This window comes from Paenibacillus sp. MDV22-iso6 (assembly GCF_058408365.1).
Genome location: NZ_JBZVDZ010000001.1, coordinates 48038 through 67923, shown reverse-complemented (window position 1 = coordinate 67923; position 19886 = coordinate 48038). Strand labels below are relative to the sequence as shown.

Here is a 19886-nt window from a genome sequence, read left to right as displayed (position 1 = left end):
TCATTTTCACCCCTTATCCATTCGATGCTTAAAGCTCACTGCTCCATTCACTCTCCGCCTTTTGTCCATTACACTTTTTTCTTCTTTCTCAACCCAAAAAGACGGAGTGTCTTACAACTCTCCGCCTCATAAAACTGCTTGGTTAGCTTAGAAACTGCGTACGTATGCCAGCTTCTGGTCCATTTCTTCCACACATTCATAGCAGTCATGCTCATCATTGGCTACCATCGGAGTAACCGGATACAGATTCATCTCTGTACTGTTGTAGGATTTCAACAACGGCAGCAGCTGTGTCACGCGTGTGTTCGCCGGATCCAGCCAGGTATTGATTTCTTCTTCAGACAGAATCGCCGGCATTTTGCTTCCAAACTCCCGTGTAACCATGTTCGCTCCCGCCATCAGCATCGTGCAGGTACGCAGTGGCTGTTTGCGCGTATCTTTCCATACCTCGTATAATCCCGCAATACCAAACAATCCGCGATCCGGCATAACCACTCGCACCGCATAGCTTTTCTTGCCTTCTTGACGCCAGTAATACAAACCATTGCATGGGATAACACAACGCTTCGTCTCTACCAGCTTGTAGTAGGCTGGATTCTCATGCACTGTCATGAGATTGGCGTTGACTGCATCGCGTCCCCAGAACGGAATGAATCCCCATCGGAACTCGTCCAATACCCGCTCACCATCCTGATGCAAAATAATCGGTGTATGCTGGGTTGGGCTGATATTGTAACGGTTTTTGTAATAATACATCACCCGTTGAATCTTAAAATGATCCCTGACCTCATCCAAATCGGCTGCCAATGAAAAACGGTTACACATGCTCAGGCACTTCCTTTCCCTGCTTGAATTGAATTTGATTGTATTGTTTGTAATAGCAGGGAAATTATGCATGCTTGTATGGACAGCAATCGACTTTTTCAGACGAAAAGAAGGTCTTATCCAGCAAAATCCTTTGTTTTTAACACGAAAAAAAGACTTAAGACTCATTTCAATCGCTCTATTCCTTGTTACTATAATAGAGAAAAAATACAATTATTGGAGGTTTTAAGTATGGAAAGGAAGTTTTTAATGAGCATCATGTTGTTTTCAGCCATCGCGATGTTCGGCGGTACCATCTATGCGGCAACTTTTCTAACCTACGGCTACCCGAGCTCCACCATCCCGATTCGAACTTACAACTACGCCTCCGCGTGGCAAACCCCAATGGATGCCTCCCTCAGCAACTGGAACAATGCCGGTGCCAAAGTACAGTTCACCAAAACGAGCAGTTCCCCCAACACCATTACGGCCGGAAACTTCAATAACACGGCCTATGGTGTCAACTACGCCTCGGTATCTGGCAGTCAGGTCGTGAGCTTCCGCATTGAATTGAATGCAACCACCATTACGGCTGATGCAACCAACTTGTCCAACTTTATTCAAAGCGTATTCGTTCATGAGCTCGGACACTCCGTTTGGCTCGGGGACAACCCATCCACCACCAGCCCTTCCATCATGCTCTACTCCCGTAACCGGAACACAATGACACAACCTCAAACCTTCGATATCAACAACGTCAGATCCAAGTACTAATCCACTATTCTCAAATCCCTAAATCCAAGGAGGATTCCTGCCCATGAAAAAAATTCGAGTATTGACGATGCTTGCCTCTTCCATTTTCATTTTATCTGCCCTAGGCTGCTCTTCAGCAACGACAAATACGGCTGCCACCAATAATGAACCAATCACGATGATTGCTTCCGAGGACTTCCCGAGTTACTCAAGTATCGGTGATCTCTCCGAGCGAGCAAACACCATCGTTAGAGGCAGTGTAATCCAAACACGCGTTGAAGCATTGAATGATATGGTACAAGCCCCTGCTGTAAATGAAAGTGCTCTGGATGAGCAAACGAACCCGGGCGGTGAGGATATTGTTCCTTTTGATAAAATCTATACGATTTATACCATTAAGGTTACTGAATCCTTCAAGGGAATTCATGCTGCCGGGGACACCATTGAAGTGAAACAGCTTGGCGGACAGCTGGGCAATACCGAGATTATTAACGATGACAATATCAAATTCATTCCCACCAAAGATTATGTACTCTTCCTGGAAACCTATGAGGACACCCCCGCCAGCCTGCTGAATTCCGTGCAAAGCTTGTATGTGATCAAACCCGCAGCTAAATCCACTCAACCAGGTGAGCAGCAATCGAAGTCCGACGTTATTGTGAACGCGAACCCCGAGAATGATCTCAAGTTAAGCATTGATGAGCTGCAGGAAATCCAAAGCGAAGATCAGAACAAATAACCTCGTTGGACATGCATCTATCCACCCCCTCCTACTGTTCAGTCATATAGCAAAAACGTGCCGCTCAGTAGCAACTGGGCAGTACGTTTTTTTTGATTATTAATTTAGACTATGCCTGTTTGGTTCGTGATAACTTATTCACATATTTATTGAGATCATATTTATTTATGCCCCACTTATCCCTCTTATCCCCCGCTTCCCGAACTGTACAATGATCTGAATTGCTGCGGGGTCATCCCGATATAGGTCCGAAACATGCGAATAAAATAACTGCTGTATGTAAATCCACACTGAGAAGCAATTTGTTTCACGGATAGTTCCGAGTCTACGAGCATTTTCTTCGCGGCCAGAATGCGGCAGTCCAGCAGATACCTGCCGGGCGGAACACCCATGATACTCTTGAACATGCGATTAAAATAATACACGCTGTATCCCGCTATATCCGCCATTTCAGCAAGACTTAGCGGTTGTGTGCAGTGACGACGAATATAATCGGCTGTTGAGCGGATTGTATCCTGATGGTTCAGTAATGACGTCCCTTCGATTGACTCCGAATTTCGTGCCAATTCAACTAGCAACTCATACAGTACCGCCGACAACTTCGGTTCATGCACACTCTCATAACCTTCACCGAGCTGGCATAATTGTTCATGCAACTCCTCGAAACGTTCCTCGCCAGAGAATGAAAAGAGCCACACTTTATCCGGATTCCGCAAGCCTAGCAGCCGCTCCAGATCGTGGGCTTGCAGATGAATCCATCTGATATCCCAGGGATCAGATGGATCGGCATAATACTGTTGCGCCTGTCCCGGCGCATATAGAAAACCTTGTCCAGCCGTTAATCGAACGCTACCCTGCTCGGTTCTCACTTCACCCTGTCCGTTGAAAACCAGATGCAAATTATACTCTCGTATTCCGTGCGGACGATGTTCCTTGTGCTCTGGATCGAGATATCTTCCGTAGGCTACTGGATAACATGCATACCCTGCATGCCCGGGCTCCGGCATAAACCAATGGTTTCGCATATGTTCTTCCCCCAAAAATAGCAAGATCATGATACCCTATCGCAACATGTTATTATATTCCCCTCTCATTATCCATTATAAAATGAAATAGACTCGACACTCTTCCACAAGATGATGATAGTGGAGTCATTAAGCACTGGCTTGAGCGTGCATGAAAATCATTATGTTCCAGACCAAAGGAGAGTAACATACATGAACCAAAACCGACCTATTCAAATCGGTGTTGATTATTATCCTGAACATTGGGACCCCAATCTGTGGGAGCAGGATGCCCGATTAATGGCCGATAGTGGTGTACGTATTGTACGTGTGGGTGAATTTGCCTGGAGCCGAATGGAGCCTGCCGATGGACAATTCGATTGGACATGGCTTGATGAGGCGCTCGATACCCTTCATCGCAATGGGCTTCAGGTGGTGATCGGTACACCAACGATGACACCACCACGCTGGCTCACCGAAAAGTGTCCCGATATTCTGCCGGTGCTGCCAAGTGGACAGTTGTACCATGAAGGAGTGCGCGGCCACCGCTGTTATAACAGTCCGAGTATGCGGACGTACAGTGCACGAATTGTCCAGAAGCTGAGCGAGCGATATGCAGCACATCCGGCTTTGATTGGCTGGCAGACTGATAATGAATTCAGTTTCACGGATTGTCAGTGTACTGCTTGTTCAGAGGCTTTTCGCGAGTGGGTTCGAGCCCGTTACATTTCACTAGGGCAGCTCAACCAGGCTTGGGGTACTGTTGTCTGGAGTGGAGAATACAGCGATTGGGAACAGGTGACGCCACCATATGGCGGCTCTCCGTTTCAGAATCCTTCGTTCCTGCTGGACTACTCCCGTTTTCAGTCGGATTCCATTGTGGCTTTTCAAAGCATCCAAATCGAGATCATTCGGCATAACTGTCCCGATCATTTTGTCACTCATAATTTTCATAGCTATCCGCAAAAGGCAGATCAATATAAAATCGGTCAGGATCTGGATTTCGCTTCTTTTGATTACTATCCCAACCCTTCACCTAACAAAACGGACACCGCACCTTACAGTGGCGCTTTGTCGCTAGATCTGACACGTGGCATCAAACGCCGCAATTTCTGGATTATGGAGCAGCTTAGCGGACCTCCAGGATGCTGGTTTCCGATGTGGCGTACACCTCAGCCCGGCTTCTTGCGTGCTTACTCATGGCAGACTATTGCCCGTGGAGCGGATGCGGTCGTGCATTTCCGCTGGCGCAGTGCCACTATAGGAGCAGAACAGTTCTGGCACGGACTGATTGATCACAGCAATGTTCCAGGGCGACGGTTCAAGGAGTTTCAGCAACTGTGTACCGAAGTGAACAGTCTGGGTGAACGCCTGCAAGGCTCTACATTGCAGAACGAAGTCGCCATCCTGCATTCGCATGATCAGTTAAACGCTCTACGAATTCAGCCACAGGCGGATGGACTGGAGTACTACGAAAATATAAAAGTATGGCATCGTGCCCTGACCAAATGGGGAATCAGTACAGATGTCATCCATTCCTCGGAAGCGCTGGATTGCTACAAAATCATCATCGCTCCGCACTTGTATTTGCTGGATGAGAACACCGCGGAACGTCTGCAAGCTTTTGCAGCGGATGGTGGCATATTGGTCTTAACGCATCGCACCGGTGTCAAAAACGATAACAACGTCTGTGTCATGGAGCCACTTCCAGGTATGTTATCTTCTTGCTCGGGCGTGCGTGTTACCGAATATGATCCCGTCGGTGGTGACCAAATTCAGATTCGGGATGAGAAGGGCAATACATATGCTGCTTCACAATGGGCTGATGTGTTGGAACTGGACACGGCACAGGCGATTGCGGTTTATGCGGATCAATTTTATGCCGAAAGTGCGGCTGTCACCCAAAACAACTGGGGTAAAGGTGCTGTCTATTATGTAGCGACCCAGCCGGATGAAGCTTATCTGAGCCAGTTACTGCAAAACATCGCTGAACAATGTGGCCTATCCGGGATTCAAACCCTGCCAGACGGTGTCCAGGTGACAACCCGCTCAGGACCGAATGGAACGTTTCGTTTCATCCTGAATTTAAGTCCTGAATCTGTCTCCATTCCGTTGCAAGCATCATACAAAAGTGCATTGAATGGAACTATGAAAGGACCTCGATTGGAACTGGAGCCGTATGATATCGAAATCTTGGAGATTCAATAATATGTAACATCTCTGCGCTTAAAACAAAATGAACCATGAAAAGGCCCGGGTATGCACATCAAGTGCATCCGGGCCTTAAAGAATTGGGCGTTAACAACATAAACCAATCTTACTTGATTACAATTTGATAAAGTCAGCCATGGAACGAACCTGGATGGCCCCCGCCTTGGAGACAGCACCATCAGATCCTTGCAATTCCCCTCTGGCGGTGAACTTGACCTTCACAGGAATACCCGGAATGAGGTCGAAGAAATTGTCCGAGAACACCCCTTCTGCCTCAGTAGAAATCCATACTTGTTTTGCAAGTACATCACTTTCCAGGACCAGATGCACGCCATCATTCTCGGTAACTTCGGTTACCTTAATTTGCGCTGGTTGCAATGCAATATCCTTTGAAGGTGCAAAATAATGTTCCTGTGTGATGTCGGATGCCCCATCCTGCTTCAGATCAATACGCAGCAATGTTGTTGCAGCATCGCGACCTTCCAGCCATTCCGCCTGGCTCAATGACAGCACCTGTTGACCAGAGTTGGATGCCAGAGCGACTTCATGCTCTTCCTCACGATATACTGTGCCATCAAAGCCAATCAGGCGTATCTGGAGTTTGCCTTTCACAGGTTCAAGCTGATCCGAGATGAGGTAAATATCTGTCACATCTTCCTTCGTACCATCTACCGATACCAAGATATCACTGAAGCTGCGTTTCGCGTAATATTGCAATGCTTTCCAACGTCCGAAGTAATCCATACCCGCCCAGGAAGCCACCGGCCAGCAATCATTCATCTGCCAGTAGAGCGTTCCCATACAAAACGGTTTGCGACGACGGTGAGCCTCAATGGCTGTTTTCATCGCCTCAGCCTGAAGCACTTGGCTCATATAGAGGAAGGATGGGAAATCTTTCGGTTCATGCATGTACATATCCATGTATTGTTTGATCAGACGATTACCTGCCCCGTTCTTCTGATGCGCCAGCATGACTTCAGACTCCAATGCCAGATCCTCTTCCTCCGCATACTTGCGAACCGAATCGTATTCAGGGAAGGATTGGAAGCCATACTCACTCATGAAGCGACCAACATGAACGTTGTAGTTCTCAAAGGGCTCCACATTATGCCACACACCCCAATAGTGGATATCCCCTTCTGATGTGGATGGGTGAGCATGCTGTTTCTCGTCTCCCGACAGTGATACCAGTGGTGAAGAAGGCCAATAATCCACACCAGGAGCATAGGCTTCCACCACTTCAGGCAAAAGATCATGGAAAATAGCTTCGTAATCCGCCCAAATGCGCTCTCTTTGCTCCGCGTTGTAATCTTTTTTCCAACCCCAGCCGCCATCCTCAATGTAATGTGCCCACGCTGAATCAATCTCGTTATTACCACACCACAGCACAATGCTTGGATGATTACGCAGACGTTTCACATTATCAATCGCCTCATGCTTCACACTATTTAGGAAAGCCTCGTCTCCAGGATACATGCTGCATGCAAACATAAAGTCCTGCCATACGAGCAAACCATATTCGTCACACAACTCGTAGAATACGTCTTCTTCATAGAAGCCACCACCCCATACACGGAGCATATTCATGTTCGACTCGGCAGCAGATACAATCTCATGCAGATAGCGCTCACGTGTCACTTCTGTTATGAAGCTGTCATTGGGAATGTGGTTCGCACCTTTGGCAAACACAGCAACTCCGTTTAACTCAAAATAAAAGGATGCTCCCGCTTTATCACTGTCACGAACCAGACGAATGGACCGAATACCCGTTTTGACTGTAGACTCAGCCACAGCCTGTTCGCCCTGAATCACTTCCGTATGGAAAGAATAAATATGCGCGTCACCCAATCCGCGGCTCCACCACAACTTCGGCTCAACAATAGAGATTGGAACCTCCACAGTTTGGACGCCCGGTTTCAGGGTTACAGCCTGCTCCCAACTCTGTTCATCCGTTTCTACTCGAATGATCGCTTCTATGGATTGCTCAGACTCCACTTCCACGACGGCAGTGAGCGAAGCGGAAGCAGCAGTTACTTCATTTTGCTGAATGAATACATCATTAATTCGTATGTCTGTCCAGCCTTCAAGGCGTACTTCACGCCAGATTCCGCTGGTTACAAAACGTGGACCCCAGTCCCAACCATAGTGGTACGGGGCTTTCCGTGCAAAAATACTCACTCTTTTATCGCCTAATCCCCCCACGTCAGATTGATCATTCGATGCAGGCAGGGCATATCCTAGTTTCTCAAGCTTCGGCAGATCTTCATTGATCGGAGAACGAAAACGTATTCGGAGTACGTTGCCACTTGCCTTTACAACAGATTTCACGTCGACTGTCCACACCCGGAACATATTGTCTGCCGACAACAGATGTTGTTCATTCACATACACATCTGCATATGTATCCAGACCATCAAAGACAAGCTCCAGATGCTGCTGCGACAGCAGTGCTTCATTCACATCAAATTCCGTGCGATATTCCCAGTCTTTCTTATCGACCCATTGAATTTCTTTTTCGTTAGTTCCATAGAAAGGGTCCGGTATTTTACCCAGTTTCAGCAAATCCGTATGCACACAGCCGGGTACGTGAGCCGGCATCCATTCCTGATCCTCACAAGCCTTGAACGTCCAATTCTGAAAAGTCTGCGATTGTATTTTGCTCATGACAGCCTCCGTTATCATTGAAGTATTTTAAAAAAAACACTTTGTTATGTTTTGTTATTATAAAAACAAATAACTTACAAAACAAAATTAACATGATATGCTCAATTCAGTCAATCTGTTTTGTGGATTATTTCAAAAAAACATATCCGATAACAAAAAAAAGACATGAAGCACAATCTCTCCATGTCTTTTCACCCCAAGTTTATAGGGTCCTGGCGTGTGTTAATATTACATTTCTAAATTTACGTTCGTTAGCTTCACGTTAAACTAGCATTGTACTCATCACGAATGATTAGTTCCGAATAGATCAGCTTTCTTTCAAAAGGCCCGTCCGGATGCTCCAACCGCCATAATAACTGGTCCACCGCACGTCTGCCCAGATTCTCCTTATCGATATGCACCGTAGCAAGAATAGGCTCATCTGCACGGGTATTATCAAACCCGGTTACTGCACAGCGCTCTGGCACCTCAATGCCCCTGCTTTGGAGTGCACCAATCACAACAGCGGCCATGTGGTCGTTGGCACATACCATCACTTCGGGGATATCCTCCATCTTCATGGCGATAATCGATTCCCGAATGTGATCCAGATCAGGTCCCAGCAAATCTGCTTGCTGCGAAACTTGCAGCTGCATCTCTTCCAGTACCGAACGATAGCCGAGCCATCGTTCTCTGAAACTGGCTGCATCAGGCAATTCGCCAGCAAACTGTAGCCGTCTGTAGCCCTTTCCAACGAGCATCAACACCAGTTCCTGCATACATTTCATGTTATCTGTAAACACCGTATCTCCATGAATTGCCGGGTCTTCATGATCAACCATCACAAGTGGAATATGCAGTCGATAAATCTCGAGCAATACGGATGTGGAAATGGAACCGACAGTTATAATACCGCTGATGGCTTCAGGATTCAGCACCGAAAACATGCGATCTGAGGAAGGTTCCGTCAAGGTAAGGATATCCATGCCCTTCTCATTCAGGCGTGCAGATATTCCGTCAAAGATGGGACCCCAGTACAGGGAGGATCGATTCTGCGAACGAATGTTAGGAAACAAGATCAGAATAGTCCCCTGTCTGTCTATCTTCATCTCCTGTTCAGCAGGGGTTTCCACTAGGAAACGTTTCGGTTCAGCTTTGAAATATCCGAGCTGTCCTGCCGTTCTGACAATCATCTCCCGGGTATGTTCACTGACACCGGGTTTACCGGTCAACGCACGAGAAACTGCGAATTTGGATACCCCCGCAGCATCGGCAATTTGCTGCATGGTTACTCTTTTGGCCATCTTTCTCACCCGTTTTTCCTTTATTTTTCATTTAGTGTAGCATAAAAAAAGGGATTCAACAAAACAAGTTATGAAAAGTTTCATTTTGTTAGGTTGAGGATTTGCTATAGATTCTGAAAATTTCTCGAATAAATAACAAAAAAGTTCCTCCACCTGCTTCACAATGAAGTTGATGGAAGAACTCTTGCTTTATTTCAAAGTTATACGCCCGGTGTTCCCTGATCTCCCAGTTCGGTCTGTAATGCAGTCCGCTTTCTTCGCCAGAATACGGGATAAGGGACTCTGATCTCTGTAATCAGAACACCAATGAGCATCAGTGCTGCACCCGCATACCCTTGCAGAGTAAGGGACTCCCCTTGAAAAGTAAACGCAAATGCTGCTGCAAACAGTGGTTCAAGCGAAAAGATCAGACTCGTTCTTGTTGGTGAAGCATGCCGCTGGGCAAGAGTCTGCAAAATGTAGCCAATGCCGCTGCACAGTACTCCCAGACCCAGAATGGCTGCCCAAGATTGAGGTGTGTCAGGTAACCGTGGTGTCTCCAGCACAAATGTAGCAGCCAGCCCCCACAGGGCTGCAACGCCCAGTTGAACCGTTCCCAGCGTTAGTGGATCATGCTTCGGCGTATACTTGCCAGCAATCATAATGTAGATCGCGTACATTAATGCTGCGAGAATGCAAAGGATATCCCCCATGTGCAGGCTAAGCTCATGTTGAAGTGTCAACAATGCGAGCCCAATTACCGCCACGAGAATACTTATCGTTAACCGCAAGTCTGGCATTCTGCGATGCAGAATTGTCGTCAGGATGGGCACAAAGATCACTGCCAAACTGATCAAAAATCCTGCCTGGGAAGCCGTAGTGCGCTGTACTCCATAAGTGATAAATACAAAGGCCGCGAATAACGCTGTTCCCATAATAGCCCCTGCTGCAAGCGTTCCCCGATCCATTCTGAACAGTCGTCGATGGAAAAGGACAGCTGCCGCGATAAAGGCAATTCCAAACCGAAAAGCGACCAGATTCAATTCCTGCATGGACTCCAGTCCTGATTTCATAAACAGATAGGATGATCCCCATATTACCGTTGCGAGCAGCATCTGCAAATCTGCTCTTCTTGATGCCTGACCTTGTGGTGCACGTACTCCGTTCATCTTGCTTCTACCTTCATTCTATGTATTGTAATCTAACCGAGGCTCTATCGAACTAACTCGCCTTGGCAAGTATAAACGATCTCTTTGCATTATAAAAATGAATATTTATAATAGTTAATATGAAATAAACTCATGTATTATATGAAGAGAGGAACGGAATCTTTCATGTCATTGGTCAAATACGAGATTTTGAATGCCGTAGTGGAATACGGCAGCCTCACCAAAGCGGCAGAAGCATTGAATATTACCCAATCAGCGGTCAGTCATGCGATCGCCAGTCTGGAGACCGAGTGTGGTTTTTCGCTGCTGAATCGAGGCCGCTCCGGTGTACGACTTACTGCTGAAGGGGAACGGATTCTGGGCTATACTCGTGAAATTCTGCGTTGGACGGAACTGATGAACCAGGAAATTTCATTAATTCGCGGCGCCGAGATTGGAACCGTTCGTATTGGCACATTCGCTAGTGTATCCACGCAGTGGCTGCCTGGCATCCTGAAGCAATTTCGCCTCGGTCATCCCGGAATCGAAATTAAGCTGTGGGAAGGGGACTACGCAGAAATTGAAGGCTGGCTGGCTGGAGGCGCCATCGATCTTGGCTTTCTGTCCCTTGGCGATTCTTCGCCTTTTGAGACAATTCCATTACAAAAAGACAGGATGATGTGCATCCTGCCTCTGGAACATCCACTCGCTACGGAGAAGTCTGTCTCATTTGATGTATTGCTGGAACAGCCCTTTATTTTGCCTAAATGGGGTGGTGATAACGAGATCGAACGGTTGATCCGACAGCATGCGGCCAAGCTGAATGTGGTCTATGAGGTCGCCGAAGATCAGGCCATCATGGCGATGGTTCGAAACGGTCTTGGCATCAGTCTTTTGCCTGAAATGGTTCTTCAACACCATACGAACGAGCTCGCTCTTGTTCCACTCACTGGAGATCCTTATCGTACAATTGGCATCGCTTGCCCGTCTCTCACCAATTTGTCCCCCGCTTCGCGTCGTTTTATTGAAGCGGTACAGGAATGGCTAACTCCATCGTTATAATCGGTCCTCCGTTGCCTCAACCTAATCCCATACCCGATCCAGCTGGTCTGCATAGAAACGGATGGCTCTGCTGTAGTCGGTTATTCCCTTATCCTTTGATGTATCAGCCAGTTGTACCAGCAACCGCTTCATTGCCTCCGCATGCTCGCCCAAATTGTAGAGCACCATGGCAAGAAAAACTTCAAATTCCCGGTTTTCCGGGAATTCACTTAATCCCTTTTCAAACCAGGCCTTCGCCTGCTCGTACTGCCCCAGAGTCCGATATGTGCTGCCAAGTCCGAGTATGGCACCTGTCCTGTCCTCAACCGAAAGCCCTAGACTTAGAGCCTTCTCATAATGCGGTACCGCTGCCCGCTCCAGTCCAAGTGAATCATGAGCCCAAGCCAGCTGGTACCAAACCTGTGCATTGTCTGGTTCCTGTAACGCCAGTTCCTGCAGCAGCTCTATCGCCTCCTGCATTTTCCCCTCCGTTCTCAAGAGGATAGCCTGCTGTAAATCCTTCATCTACTCCACTTCCCATTCTTCCAAAATCATTTTACAAAGTATAATTATAGCAAAAAAACACCCCGAGAAGTATGCCGGAACAACCACAGGTTGTCCAAGTCTATTCTACAGCGTGCTTTTTCGTAAGGTGCCAGCTAACTTGGCATCTTCATATTCGAATATTTTACAAAAGTGATGTTTCGCTCAGGACCAGGTTGTGTTTGCTACCATGACAATGAATACAACCATGAGATAATTGACGGAGATCAGAAAGTTAACCTTGGCCCATTTCTCATCATCCTGAGTTTTCAATCCGCTTAGTGTATGGACAAACCAGATCAGACCACCAATGACGGATACAAGTAGAAACACAAGCCCAACGTAGTTGTAGTAATACAACAGAAATACAGCAGGAAGCAACAGAAATACATAAGGAATCATCTGCACCTTTGTGCGCTTCACACCTTTGACTACCGGCAACAGTGGGAAACCGGCTGCACGATATTCTTCCACTCTGCGAATCCCGAGTGACCAGAAGTGAGGTGGCTGCCACAGAAATAACAGCGCAAACAGCAACCAGGCACCTGCATCAATCTGATTGGTTACCGCACAATAACCGATTACAGGCGGCATCGCCCCCGCAATTCCACCCAATGATGTACTCCAGGTCGAGCTGCGTTTGAGCCACATCGTGTAGATCACGATATAAGCAAACCATCCGAGCAGTGCCATCCAACCGGATAACGGATTGACCAGGAAGTACAGCAGCACAAAACCAACCACACCAAGAACAATTCCATACCCCAATACAAACTTGGGTTTAAGATGATTGATGTAATCAATCCGTTTTTTGGTGCGCTCCATCTTCTGATCCAACTCACGATCCCAGTAGTTGTTAATAACACATGCCGAAGCGATGACCAAGGTTGATCCAATCAACACCATGAGCAGAGATATCCACGAGATATCCCATTTTGAAGCGACCCAGAACCCTACCGCTACCGCAAACACATTCAGCCGCAAAAGTCCGGGTTTCGTTAATGCAATCATGTCTTTAAGCATGAGAAGCCTCCTGAACTATGTAAAAACACCATTCCTATAATGATACATGTACATACCATGAATTACAATCTCCTTCATGAATTTGTCATAACCAAAAAGCATCCCTGCCGGTTCAATGGAACCGGAGGAATGCTTAACCGTTGCATTTTGATCTAATTTTATGGAATGTATTGCTGTACAATTTTGATCACTTTTCCGTCCTGTACAGTGAGGTGATACGGGAATACGGACAGATCAAGAATATTGGTATTGTCATACAAAGATTCGAATTTGCTGAGCGCCACTGACTCATTCCATTGAATAGTGGTGCCCGACACTGTACCATCGCGATCATATAACTGCATCAACACTTCAGCATTAGCACTTACTTCTACCTTTTCCTGCTCTTTGCTGTCATTGACAATATAATAACCATCAGGAGCACCATCTATACCAGAGCCCGGATTGCGTTGTTCAAAAACTTTATCAGCCTCTGCACCTTGGTACCAGCCAATCTTGTCTACAATCAAGTACAATTTACCATTCTCATGCTGTATGTCTTCCACATACGCTGTAAACATCTCGGAGTTTGCAGCCTGCGCTTTGGCAGAAGCCTGTACAGAGTCCGTGCTCTCCTCAGCGTTCGCTGGTGTAAGTAAATATGTAGCAAGCACAATCATGCCAAGCAATGCAACAGCCGCACCCAGCATTCGTAATTTCCATTGTTTCGCCGCGTTCTTCATAGGCAGCATCTCTCCTTATTATGAACGTTACTATTCCTTAACCGGAAGGCTTTCTCTTCAAACGCTCATATGAATATTTAATCTTTCTTTTACTCTCCCTATCATACCGGGTGTACACACTGCAAAAGTATCAGCCAGATGAAAAATAGTTACAATAGGTGTCATCAAAAAGATACCCTGAATGCCATGGCATCCAGAGTCTCTATTGGCTTAGCTTTTAATTTCAGCTCAATCTTAATGATTCGGGGTTGAACCTTGTGCCAGACGCACTAGCATATGAGCCAGCATATGGCGCTCTTCCTCTTTCCCGACATTCCACAGTTCTTGCAGCAACTTCTCTTCACGGTTACGCGGCTCTTCCCGGGCTGCCAAATAGTCGGCTACTTTCTCAGCGATTTTGGCCATCTGCTCCTCACCCAGTCCAATCGATTCTCCCATTGCAATTCGTTTGCCCAGATATCCTTTAAAGGCATCAAAGTTCTGTAAAATCTGTTCCCGTTCCTCCGGCGCAATCTTATCAATCGCATTGTCTACCTTGTCGGTTGAAACTTGTCCATCTTTATGGATAACATGATTTTGTTCATTCATCTGAAAAACCTCCTTGAGAATACTCGCTTTGTGGAATGTAAGCAAAATGCTTAATCATACCAGGTTATCTATAATATAAACTTCTCGCTGGAGATTAATCAGACCATTTCTATCCTTTAGCCATCAGCTGCTTCCTCAGAAATGCTTCGTAATCGCCATACTGCCAGAGCTCCCCACATATACAGCATCGCACTCAGATAAAATAATACATCGATCGTCAGCCAATCAATCAGCACACCGCCAACAATAACCGCAAATCCTGAAGCAGCAGATGTCCAGAAATGATAGTTACCTAAAGCTGGGCCCCGTTGCCCAGCCACCGTATAATCGGCGAGCAGCACCCGTTCACTCATTCGCTGCATCGCATTGCATGTCCCCATCATGATTTGCAGCAGCAGCACCCAGATGTAGGAAATGACCCACGGAAATGCAATCATGGCTGCGGCCATCCCCACCGAACTTACAATGAGCCACTGCTTGGCGTGTCGATCCATCCGGGGAGCGAGCCATTGCGAAGCAGCAGCCGAACTGATTGTAAATACGGCAAAGGCAAGCCCATATTTGGAGAAGCTGTTACCCAGATTTTTGAGAAACAAAAGATAATATGGATAAATCATGCCCGAAGCGAGCGTAACGATACTTTGAGATCGAACAAGCCACTTGATATTCATGGATGATTTCCTCCATACTGCTCCATAAAATAGTTCATAAATAAATGATTCGGATCCACCTTTTCTTTGGCTGCAAAAAACTCATTCTTCCGAGGATAAGCCTGTTCGAATTGCTCTGAAGTTGCATAACCTGCATAGGGCAGATAATATGTTCCGTTATATCGAAGGACTGCATCTATCAGCTGCTGCATACTGCCCTTGAACTTCTCTTGTTCTACCTCAGACAATGAAGCGTGAAATAAACAGACAAGGCCGAACATATCCTGCGTCGCATAGGAAAGCACAGCTTCTTCATCATGTTTCACAAACCTGACTGTAATGTTGAGCAAATCCAATTGCTCCTGGGATACAATCTCTCCCATCTCCTGTACAAATGCGGGGAAGACATCCACCGGAATAAAATATTCCTGCAGCAGATCATTTTCACCCGGCTGATGATACTCCATGAAGGAAGACGCAGAAGCCATCGCATTGTTGCGGCTGAGCCTCTTGCCATCCTGTGTCTCGAAATACCGCTGTTGCAGCGGCCAAAACCAGGCCCGCCCCCATTGGAATTCACGGTTCAGGTTGAACAGAAGTTTGCTGGTAAGCACGCCTCTTTCACGTTCATCCAGATGATCATAATCATCCAGTGAAGCCATTGGATCAGAGGCATAATTCAATGCGTACATCTCGCGAAAATAGCCTTCACCGGGCTGAACTGAAATTCGGGCCAGATGCATACGCATCATCGCGCCTCCCAGGACATTCTTTTGAAAATAAGTCGGGTAGTCCTCAACCTGCACCTGCTCAGTTGTGAGACGATAGACTTCGTCATCCGTTAACGTCAACGTAACGTCCAAAATCACGCCAAACAGTCCGTAACCCCCAAGTACAAGCGGGAAAAGCTCTGCATTCTCCGTGCGACTCACTTGCCGAATCTGACCATCTGCCGTCAAGAGATGAAAGGAATCGACACTTTCAATCAAGGAACCCTGATGAAGCTCCCGACCATGTGCATTTACACTGATAGATCCGCCTACGGTGAAAATATTCTGGGACTGCATATTTTTGACGGCCAGTCCATATGGGTTAATGGCTCGCTGTACGTCAGCCCAGGTCGCCCCAGCCTGCACACGTACCTTTTTGGCATCGGTATTGACTTCCAGCACTTTGTTATACGAGGTCATGTCTATGACAATGCCGTCTTTATAATAGGTGTGTCCTCCCTGACTATGGCGCTGCCCGGCAATCGATATCGTTAGGTTCCGCTCTCGGGCATCTTGAAGCAGTTCAACGAGCTGCTGCTCTTCATGACCTTCGACCACACGTTCAACCTTAACCGGATGAAGGCGGCTGTAGTCGGTAATCAAATACGGATTCTGATCATCGCTATCCGTTCTCCAATATGTCCACACACATAAAATCAGAAGTAACAGGAGCATGCTCGTTTTTTTGAACAGATGAACTCCTCCTCCCCTAACACCTAGCGTTTCAATTTGATTTGATTGGTTAATCGTTTACATATACATCACAAGGATTGGATATGTTAAGGAACACCTTAAACATACCTGAATAAGGAGGAATTTTCCATGAATGAACATAAAAAAGAACGAAAAAACAAAGATCTGCAACCTGGTGTGAATACAATTATTCAACCCGACCCGAACAACCCCGGCCCAACGGACATGATTGAAGAAGCCGTAGGAGAAATCGTAGACAACATCACCCACCCTCACAAAGCCAAAACAACAGAGACCCGCAATACAAACAGCAAATAATTTCAGACCATACTTTTGTAAACAGCTTGCGTACAACGCAAAAAGTCCTCCAACCTTAGTCACAACGGTCGGGGGACTTTAAAATTGTTTTTTCTATGAATGGGGCTGTTCACCATCTGCATTTTAATTTGCGTTTAGATCTGCTTCACTTTGTTTTCCTTTTTCATCTGTTGCAATGCCTTGTGAATCCAGATCGCGGCAATCGAACCTTCGCCCATGGCAACCGTAGCTTGTTCCGCGTGCAGGCCCAGGTCCCCGGCAATCCATACATTAGGCGCAGCTTGCATGTTTCGCGCGTTGGCCTCCACGTGTTTATTATCCGCGATGACGGCTCCAAGCTGCTCTGCCAGTTCATAATGTACACGATTGCCTCCAAACGCAACAAATCCACGCTCTGACTCAAAAATCTGTCCATCTTCCGTCAGCACACCCGTAATATGGCCATCTTCCATCTGTTGCACTTCTTGGACGGCGGCCTCAAGGTAACGAACTCCTGCCTCTTTCATACTTCGATGAAGCTCAGCGGAGATTGGCGACTGCTCATGGTTGATATACAACAACTCATTGGTACGTTGAATCAAAACCATAGCCATATTTGCACCGGCTTCGCCTGCACCCAGCAATATCGTGCGCTGATCCTGAATCTCATATCCATCGCAATCCGGGCACACATATACTGTTCTTCCCAACGTAGGCCTTAATCCCGGAATCGCCGGTATCCTGTCCGTTAGTCCAGTTGCCAGTAAGACTGTTTTCGCCATATATTCAGAGCCGGAAGAACCGAACAATTGAATCTGTTCTCCCCGGCGTCCTGCCTTAATGATACGGTCTTTCTCAAAATTTACTCCAGTCTGCTCAGCCTGCATTCTGCCTTTGGAGCGCAGCTCTTCACCGGATACTCCATCGGGGAAACCAAGAATATTATGATAGGTTCGGCATAACGTTGATCTGCCTTCTCCTGCGTCCACTACCAACACCCGATGAGAAGAGTAACGCCCCATCTGAATAGCTGCCTGAAGTCCTGCGAGTCCTCCACCTACTATAATGCAATCATACTCTCGCATGCTCCATCTCCCTCCTATGCTTCTATCTCTTATATGTTATTGGACAGTTCACTATCCTTCTATCCATTTACACCGTTCAACCAAAATCAAACGTAATCCGTTACAACTTAGCTTTTACCAAAATAAAATAACCCAAACCATCCGTCTGAATAACGGTGTGTTTGGGTCGGTTTAAGAAAGAATTATAATTTCGGAATTTAGAAAATGTATGATTCAAATCGTGAAGCGTTCGAAATGGCATTCCATACATCTGCCGTCTCTCCGCCCATATACCAGTAGGCCAATCCGGCAATATTACGCTCTCCGCTCATCATTACTTTCGCGGACAATGAACGACTGTCCTCTGCCCATATATATCTCGGCGTACCGTTACTGTTATAGCCGATGACATATTGGACCAGATCTGCATCCCATCGTCTTACGGAGCCCGAAGCTCGTGCACGAGTTCCCTGTTCTGCCAGGGTGATATCCCATGAACTGGCTGCCGGATTAGCGGAAGACCAATCCCGTGTATATAAGGGTAGAGCCAGAATTGTTTTGGCGCGAACTACCTCAGCGAGCATCGTATCCAAAGCCCTTTCAACCCAAGGAAGAGATGCCACAGACCCTGCTTGCGGATCGCCGTTCCAATGTTCCTCATATCCCATCAGTACCATGTAATCCGATACAGCGCCTAATTGCGCATAATCAAATGCATCGGTCCAATCTGTCCCCAGATCGGGTGATACATCTACAGACACAACAGCGCCTAGCGCATGCAGAGCCGTTGCCAGGGAAGTAATAAATGCGGTCATTCCTTCACGATCAGCTGGCAGTACGTTCTCAAAATCCACGTTAATACCATCCAGTTTATATGTTTTCACCAAAGAGGTGACCTGTGAGATCACCGACGCCCGGTTGGCTGTACTCGATAACATCTGGTGGGTAAGGTCCGGGTTCGAACGATTGCCAAGCAACGGCCATACCTGTCTGTCCGTAGCAGATGCCCATGATAATAACGATGTGTCCGTGAGATCCGTGACTTTCATGCTGCTATTCAGGAAGAACCAACGGGGAACCAGTGTGTTGGCTTCCGATTGTTCGATCTGTTTCTTGAACTCAGCTGTAGAGGCGTTATATTGCCATCCCAGCTGAATACCGAGCTGATCCTCACCTTTCAGCTGGTCTGACCAGGTTTTCTTTTGCAAAATGGCATCCAGCATCACTGCTGCCTCTTCTCTAGTCACTTGGTCATGCGGGCGAAACTTGCCATCACTGCCGCGCATCAATCCAAGCTGATATACGGTCTGCACATAAGGACGTGCCCAGTCAGATATCTCAGTTGCATCGTCATATGTGGATGAAAGAAGGTTCGTTGATTTGGAAGATTGTTTCAGCATCCTCACCAGCAGTGCAGCCGCTTCTTCCCGAGTAATGGAGGCGTTTGGCTGGAACACGCCCTGACTCTTGCCCTCAAGAATGGAAAGATTGGTCATGGCTGCAACGTTGCCGTAATACCAAGCGTTCATGCTGACATCGTTATAGGGATTAATATTGTTTTTAACGGGCTTCAAACCTAGCAGTCTCACGGCAAATGTTGCAAATTCAGCACGAGTGACTGCCTTTTTGGGTTCAAACGTATTCTCGGAGGTTCCGGCAGCAATTCCCGCCTTTACCAGATGTGCAATGGCATCCTTGGCATAACTGGAGGTTGTATCCTTGAACACCTGCTGAGCCGATGCTGCCTGAGCTGTGGATTCACCGATGGTGATTGATCCTATCGCCAGTACGCCGCACAAAATAGCATTCCATAGCTTTCGGCGGGTACGTTTGTATATTCTATTATTCACATCAAAAAGCCTCGCTTCATTGGAGTACGATCTACATCATCGTATCAAATTGAAGCGAGG

General features: G+C 46.9%; 18 protein-coding genes. 5 read left to right on the top strand and 13 right to left on the bottom strand.

Features of this window, described 5'->3' with window-relative positions; all coding sequences use genetic code 11:
• Nucleotides 1-147: 147 nt before the first annotated feature.
• On the bottom strand, nt 148-825 hold the full coding sequence (locus AC4PM4_RS00425; protein ID WP_063563320.1) for an SOS response-associated peptidase: 678 nt from the start codon (nt 823-825) through the stop codon (nt 148-150).
• Nucleotides 826-1056: 231 nt separating this feature from the next.
• Between AC4PM4_RS00425 and AC4PM4_RS00420 the strand changes: the two genes are divergently transcribed.
• Both AC4PM4_RS00420 and AC4PM4_RS00415 read left to right on the top strand, forming a co-directional pair.
• The gene (locus tag AC4PM4_RS00420; RefSeq protein WP_491612411.1) at nt 1057-1578 is read left to right on the top strand and encodes a zinc metalloprotease; all 522 of its coding nucleotides are present in this window, start codon (nt 1057-1059) and stop codon (nt 1576-1578) included.
• 43 nt (nt 1579-1621) lie between these two features.
• Complete coding sequence (locus tag AC4PM4_RS00415) at nt 1622-2296, top strand: hypothetical protein (protein WP_491612410.1); 675 nt, start codon at nt 1622-1624, stop codon at nt 2294-2296.
• A gap of 185 nt (nt 2297-2481) precedes the next feature.
• On the opposite strand, the gene AC4PM4_RS00410 is transcribed toward AC4PM4_RS00415, so the two are convergent.
• Nucleotides 2482-3321 carry a helix-turn-helix transcriptional regulator gene (locus tag AC4PM4_RS00410; protein ID WP_491612409.1) on the bottom strand — a complete coding sequence of 280 codons (840 nt, stop codon included), beginning with the start codon at nt 3319-3321 and terminating at the stop codon, nt 2482-2484.
• Nucleotides 3322-3513: 192 nt separating this feature from the next.
• On the opposite strand from AC4PM4_RS00410, the gene AC4PM4_RS00405 reads away from it, so the two are divergent.
• The gene (locus AC4PM4_RS00405; protein ID WP_491612408.1) at nt 3514-5508 is read left to right on the top strand and encodes a beta-galactosidase; all 1995 of its coding nucleotides are present in this window, start codon (nt 3514-3516) and stop codon (nt 5506-5508) included.
• Nucleotides 5509-5625: 117 nt separating this feature from the next.
• Here the strand turns inward: AC4PM4_RS00405 and AC4PM4_RS00400 are convergent, their stop codons facing one another.
• The 3 genes from AC4PM4_RS00400 to AC4PM4_RS00390 form a co-directional block, all read right to left on the bottom strand.
• Nucleotides 5626-8175 (bottom strand): beta-mannosidase, encoded by a 2550-nt coding sequence (locus tag AC4PM4_RS00400; protein WP_491612407.1) that lies wholly within the window; start codon nt 8173-8175, stop codon nt 5626-5628.
• A gap of 257 nt (nt 8176-8432) precedes the next feature.
• On the bottom strand, nt 8433-9458 hold the full coding sequence (locus AC4PM4_RS00395; protein WP_090949305.1) for a LacI family DNA-binding transcriptional regulator: 1026 nt from the start codon (nt 9456-9458) through the stop codon (nt 8433-8435).
• Nucleotides 9459-9658: 200 nt separating this feature from the next.
• A complete protein-coding gene (locus tag AC4PM4_RS00390; protein ID WP_491612406.1) occupies nt 9659-10606 on the bottom strand; it encodes a DMT family transporter in 948 nt (315 codons plus the stop codon).
• A 165-nt stretch (nt 10607-10771) separates the two neighbouring features.
• On the opposite strand from AC4PM4_RS00390, the gene AC4PM4_RS00385 reads away from it, so the two are divergent.
• A complete protein-coding gene (locus AC4PM4_RS00385; protein ID WP_079694924.1) occupies nt 10772-11647 on the top strand; it encodes a LysR family transcriptional regulator in 876 nt (291 codons plus the stop codon).
• Nucleotides 11648-11668: 21 nt separating this feature from the next.
• Here AC4PM4_RS00385 and AC4PM4_RS00380 read toward each other — a convergent pair whose 3' ends face one another.
• From AC4PM4_RS00380 to AC4PM4_RS00355, 6 genes are all read right to left on the bottom strand, one after another.
• Nucleotides 11669-12151 carry a tetratricopeptide repeat protein gene (locus AC4PM4_RS00380; RefSeq protein WP_063563313.1) on the bottom strand — a complete coding sequence of 161 codons (483 nt, stop codon included), beginning with the start codon at nt 12149-12151 and terminating at the stop codon, nt 11669-11671.
• Between the two features lie 183 nt (nt 12152-12334).
• Nucleotides 12335-13192: a heme o synthase gene (gene cyoE / locus AC4PM4_RS00375; RefSeq protein ID WP_063563312.1), complete on the bottom strand. Its 858-nt coding sequence runs from the start codon at nt 13190-13192 to the stop codon at nt 12335-12337.
• Between the two features lie 158 nt (nt 13193-13350).
• Nucleotides 13351-13914, bottom strand: coding sequence for a hypothetical protein (locus AC4PM4_RS00370; RefSeq protein ID WP_063563311.1), 564 nt, complete (start codon nt 13912-13914; stop codon nt 13351-13353).
• Between the two features lie 234 nt (nt 13915-14148).
• Nucleotides 14149-14502: a DUF3243 domain-containing protein gene (locus AC4PM4_RS00365; RefSeq protein WP_072732493.1), complete on the bottom strand. Its 354-nt coding sequence runs from the start codon at nt 14500-14502 to the stop codon at nt 14149-14151.
• A gap of 116 nt (nt 14503-14618) precedes the next feature.
• Nucleotides 14619-15173 carry an MFS transporter gene (locus AC4PM4_RS00360; protein WP_491612404.1) on the bottom strand — a complete coding sequence of 185 codons (555 nt, stop codon included), beginning with the start codon at nt 15171-15173 and terminating at the stop codon, nt 14619-14621.
• Complete coding sequence (locus tag AC4PM4_RS00355; protein ID WP_491612403.1) at nt 15170-16597, bottom strand: FAD-binding oxidoreductase; 1428 nt, start codon at nt 16595-16597, stop codon at nt 15170-15172. Before AC4PM4_RS00355 ends, AC4PM4_RS00360 begins: the two co-directional genes overlap by 4 nt.
• Nucleotides 16598-16744: 147 nt before the next feature.
• Between AC4PM4_RS00355 and AC4PM4_RS00350 the strand changes: the two genes are divergently transcribed.
• Nucleotides 16745-16933 carry a hypothetical protein gene (locus tag AC4PM4_RS00350; protein WP_063563307.1) on the top strand — a complete coding sequence of 63 codons (189 nt, stop codon included), beginning with the start codon at nt 16745-16747 and terminating at the stop codon, nt 16931-16933.
• Between the two features lie 134 nt (nt 16934-17067).
• Here AC4PM4_RS00350 and AC4PM4_RS00345 read toward each other — a convergent pair whose 3' ends face one another.
• Complete coding sequence (locus AC4PM4_RS00345) at nt 17068-17997, bottom strand: NAD(P)/FAD-dependent oxidoreductase (protein ID WP_274566502.1); 930 nt, start codon at nt 17995-17997, stop codon at nt 17068-17070.
• A gap of 197 nt (nt 17998-18194) precedes the next feature.
• The gene (locus tag AC4PM4_RS00340; protein WP_491612402.1) at nt 18195-19826 is read right to left on the bottom strand and encodes an S-layer homology domain-containing protein; all 1632 of its coding nucleotides are present in this window, start codon (nt 19824-19826) and stop codon (nt 18195-18197) included.
• Nucleotides 19827-19886: the final 60 nt, after the last annotated feature.

What these genes read in the sequence shown, in the direction of transcription:
- AC4PM4_RS00385 (WP_079694924.1), top strand. Translation starts at nt 10,772, where the DNA reads ATGTCATTGGTCAAATACGAGATTTTGAATGCCGTAGTGGAATACGGC.
- AC4PM4_RS00360 (WP_491612404.1), bottom strand. Translation starts at nt 15,173, where the DNA reads ATGAATATCAAGTGGCTTGTTCGATCTCAAAGTATCGTTACGCTCGCT.
- AC4PM4_RS00350 (WP_063563307.1), top strand. Translation starts at nt 16,745, where the DNA reads ATGAATGAACATAAAAAAGAACGAAAAAACAAAGATCTGCAACCTGGT.
- AC4PM4_RS00345 (WP_274566502.1), bottom strand. Translation starts at nt 17,997, where the DNA reads ATGCGAGAGTATGATTGCATTATAGTAGGTGGAGGACTCGCAGGACTT.
- AC4PM4_RS00415 (WP_491612410.1), top strand. Translation starts at nt 1,622, where the DNA reads ATGAAAAAAATTCGAGTATTGACGATGCTTGCCTCTTCCATTTTCATT.
- AC4PM4_RS00355 (WP_491612403.1), bottom strand. Translation starts at nt 16,597, where the DNA reads ATGCTCCTGTTACTTCTGATTTTATGTGTGTGGACATATTGGAGAACG.
- AC4PM4_RS00370 (WP_063563311.1), bottom strand. Translation starts at nt 13,914, where the DNA reads ATGAAGAACGCGGCGAAACAATGGAAATTACGAATGCTGGGTGCGGCT.
- AC4PM4_RS00400 (WP_491612407.1), bottom strand. Translation starts at nt 8,175, where the DNA reads ATGAGCAAAATACAATCGCAGACTTTTCAGAATTGGACGTTCAAGGCT.
- AC4PM4_RS00405 (WP_491612408.1), top strand. Translation starts at nt 3,514, where the DNA reads ATGAACCAAAACCGACCTATTCAAATCGGTGTTGATTATTATCCTGAA.
- AC4PM4_RS00380 (WP_063563313.1), bottom strand. Translation starts at nt 12,151, where the DNA reads ATGAAGGATTTACAGCAGGCTATCCTCTTGAGAACGGAGGGGAAAATG.
- AC4PM4_RS00425 (WP_063563320.1), bottom strand. Translation starts at nt 825, where the DNA reads ATGTGTAACCGTTTTTCATTGGCAGCCGATTTGGATGAGGTCAGGGAT.
- AC4PM4_RS00390 (WP_491612406.1), bottom strand. Translation starts at nt 10,606, where the DNA reads ATGAACGGAGTACGTGCACCACAAGGTCAGGCATCAAGAAGAGCAGAT.
- AC4PM4_RS00420 (WP_491612411.1), top strand. Translation starts at nt 1,057, where the DNA reads ATGGAAAGGAAGTTTTTAATGAGCATCATGTTGTTTTCAGCCATCGCG.
- cyoE (WP_063563312.1), bottom strand. Translation starts at nt 13,192, where the DNA reads ATGCTTAAAGACATGATTGCATTAACGAAACCCGGACTTTTGCGGCTG.
- AC4PM4_RS00395 (WP_090949305.1), bottom strand. Translation starts at nt 9,458, where the DNA reads ATGGCCAAAAGAGTAACCATGCAGCAAATTGCCGATGCTGCGGGGGTA.
- AC4PM4_RS00410 (WP_491612409.1), bottom strand. Translation starts at nt 3,321, where the DNA reads ATGCGAAACCATTGGTTTATGCCGGAGCCCGGGCATGCAGGGTATGCA.
- AC4PM4_RS00365 (WP_072732493.1), bottom strand. Translation starts at nt 14,502, where the DNA reads ATGAATGAACAAAATCATGTTATCCATAAAGATGGACAAGTTTCAACC.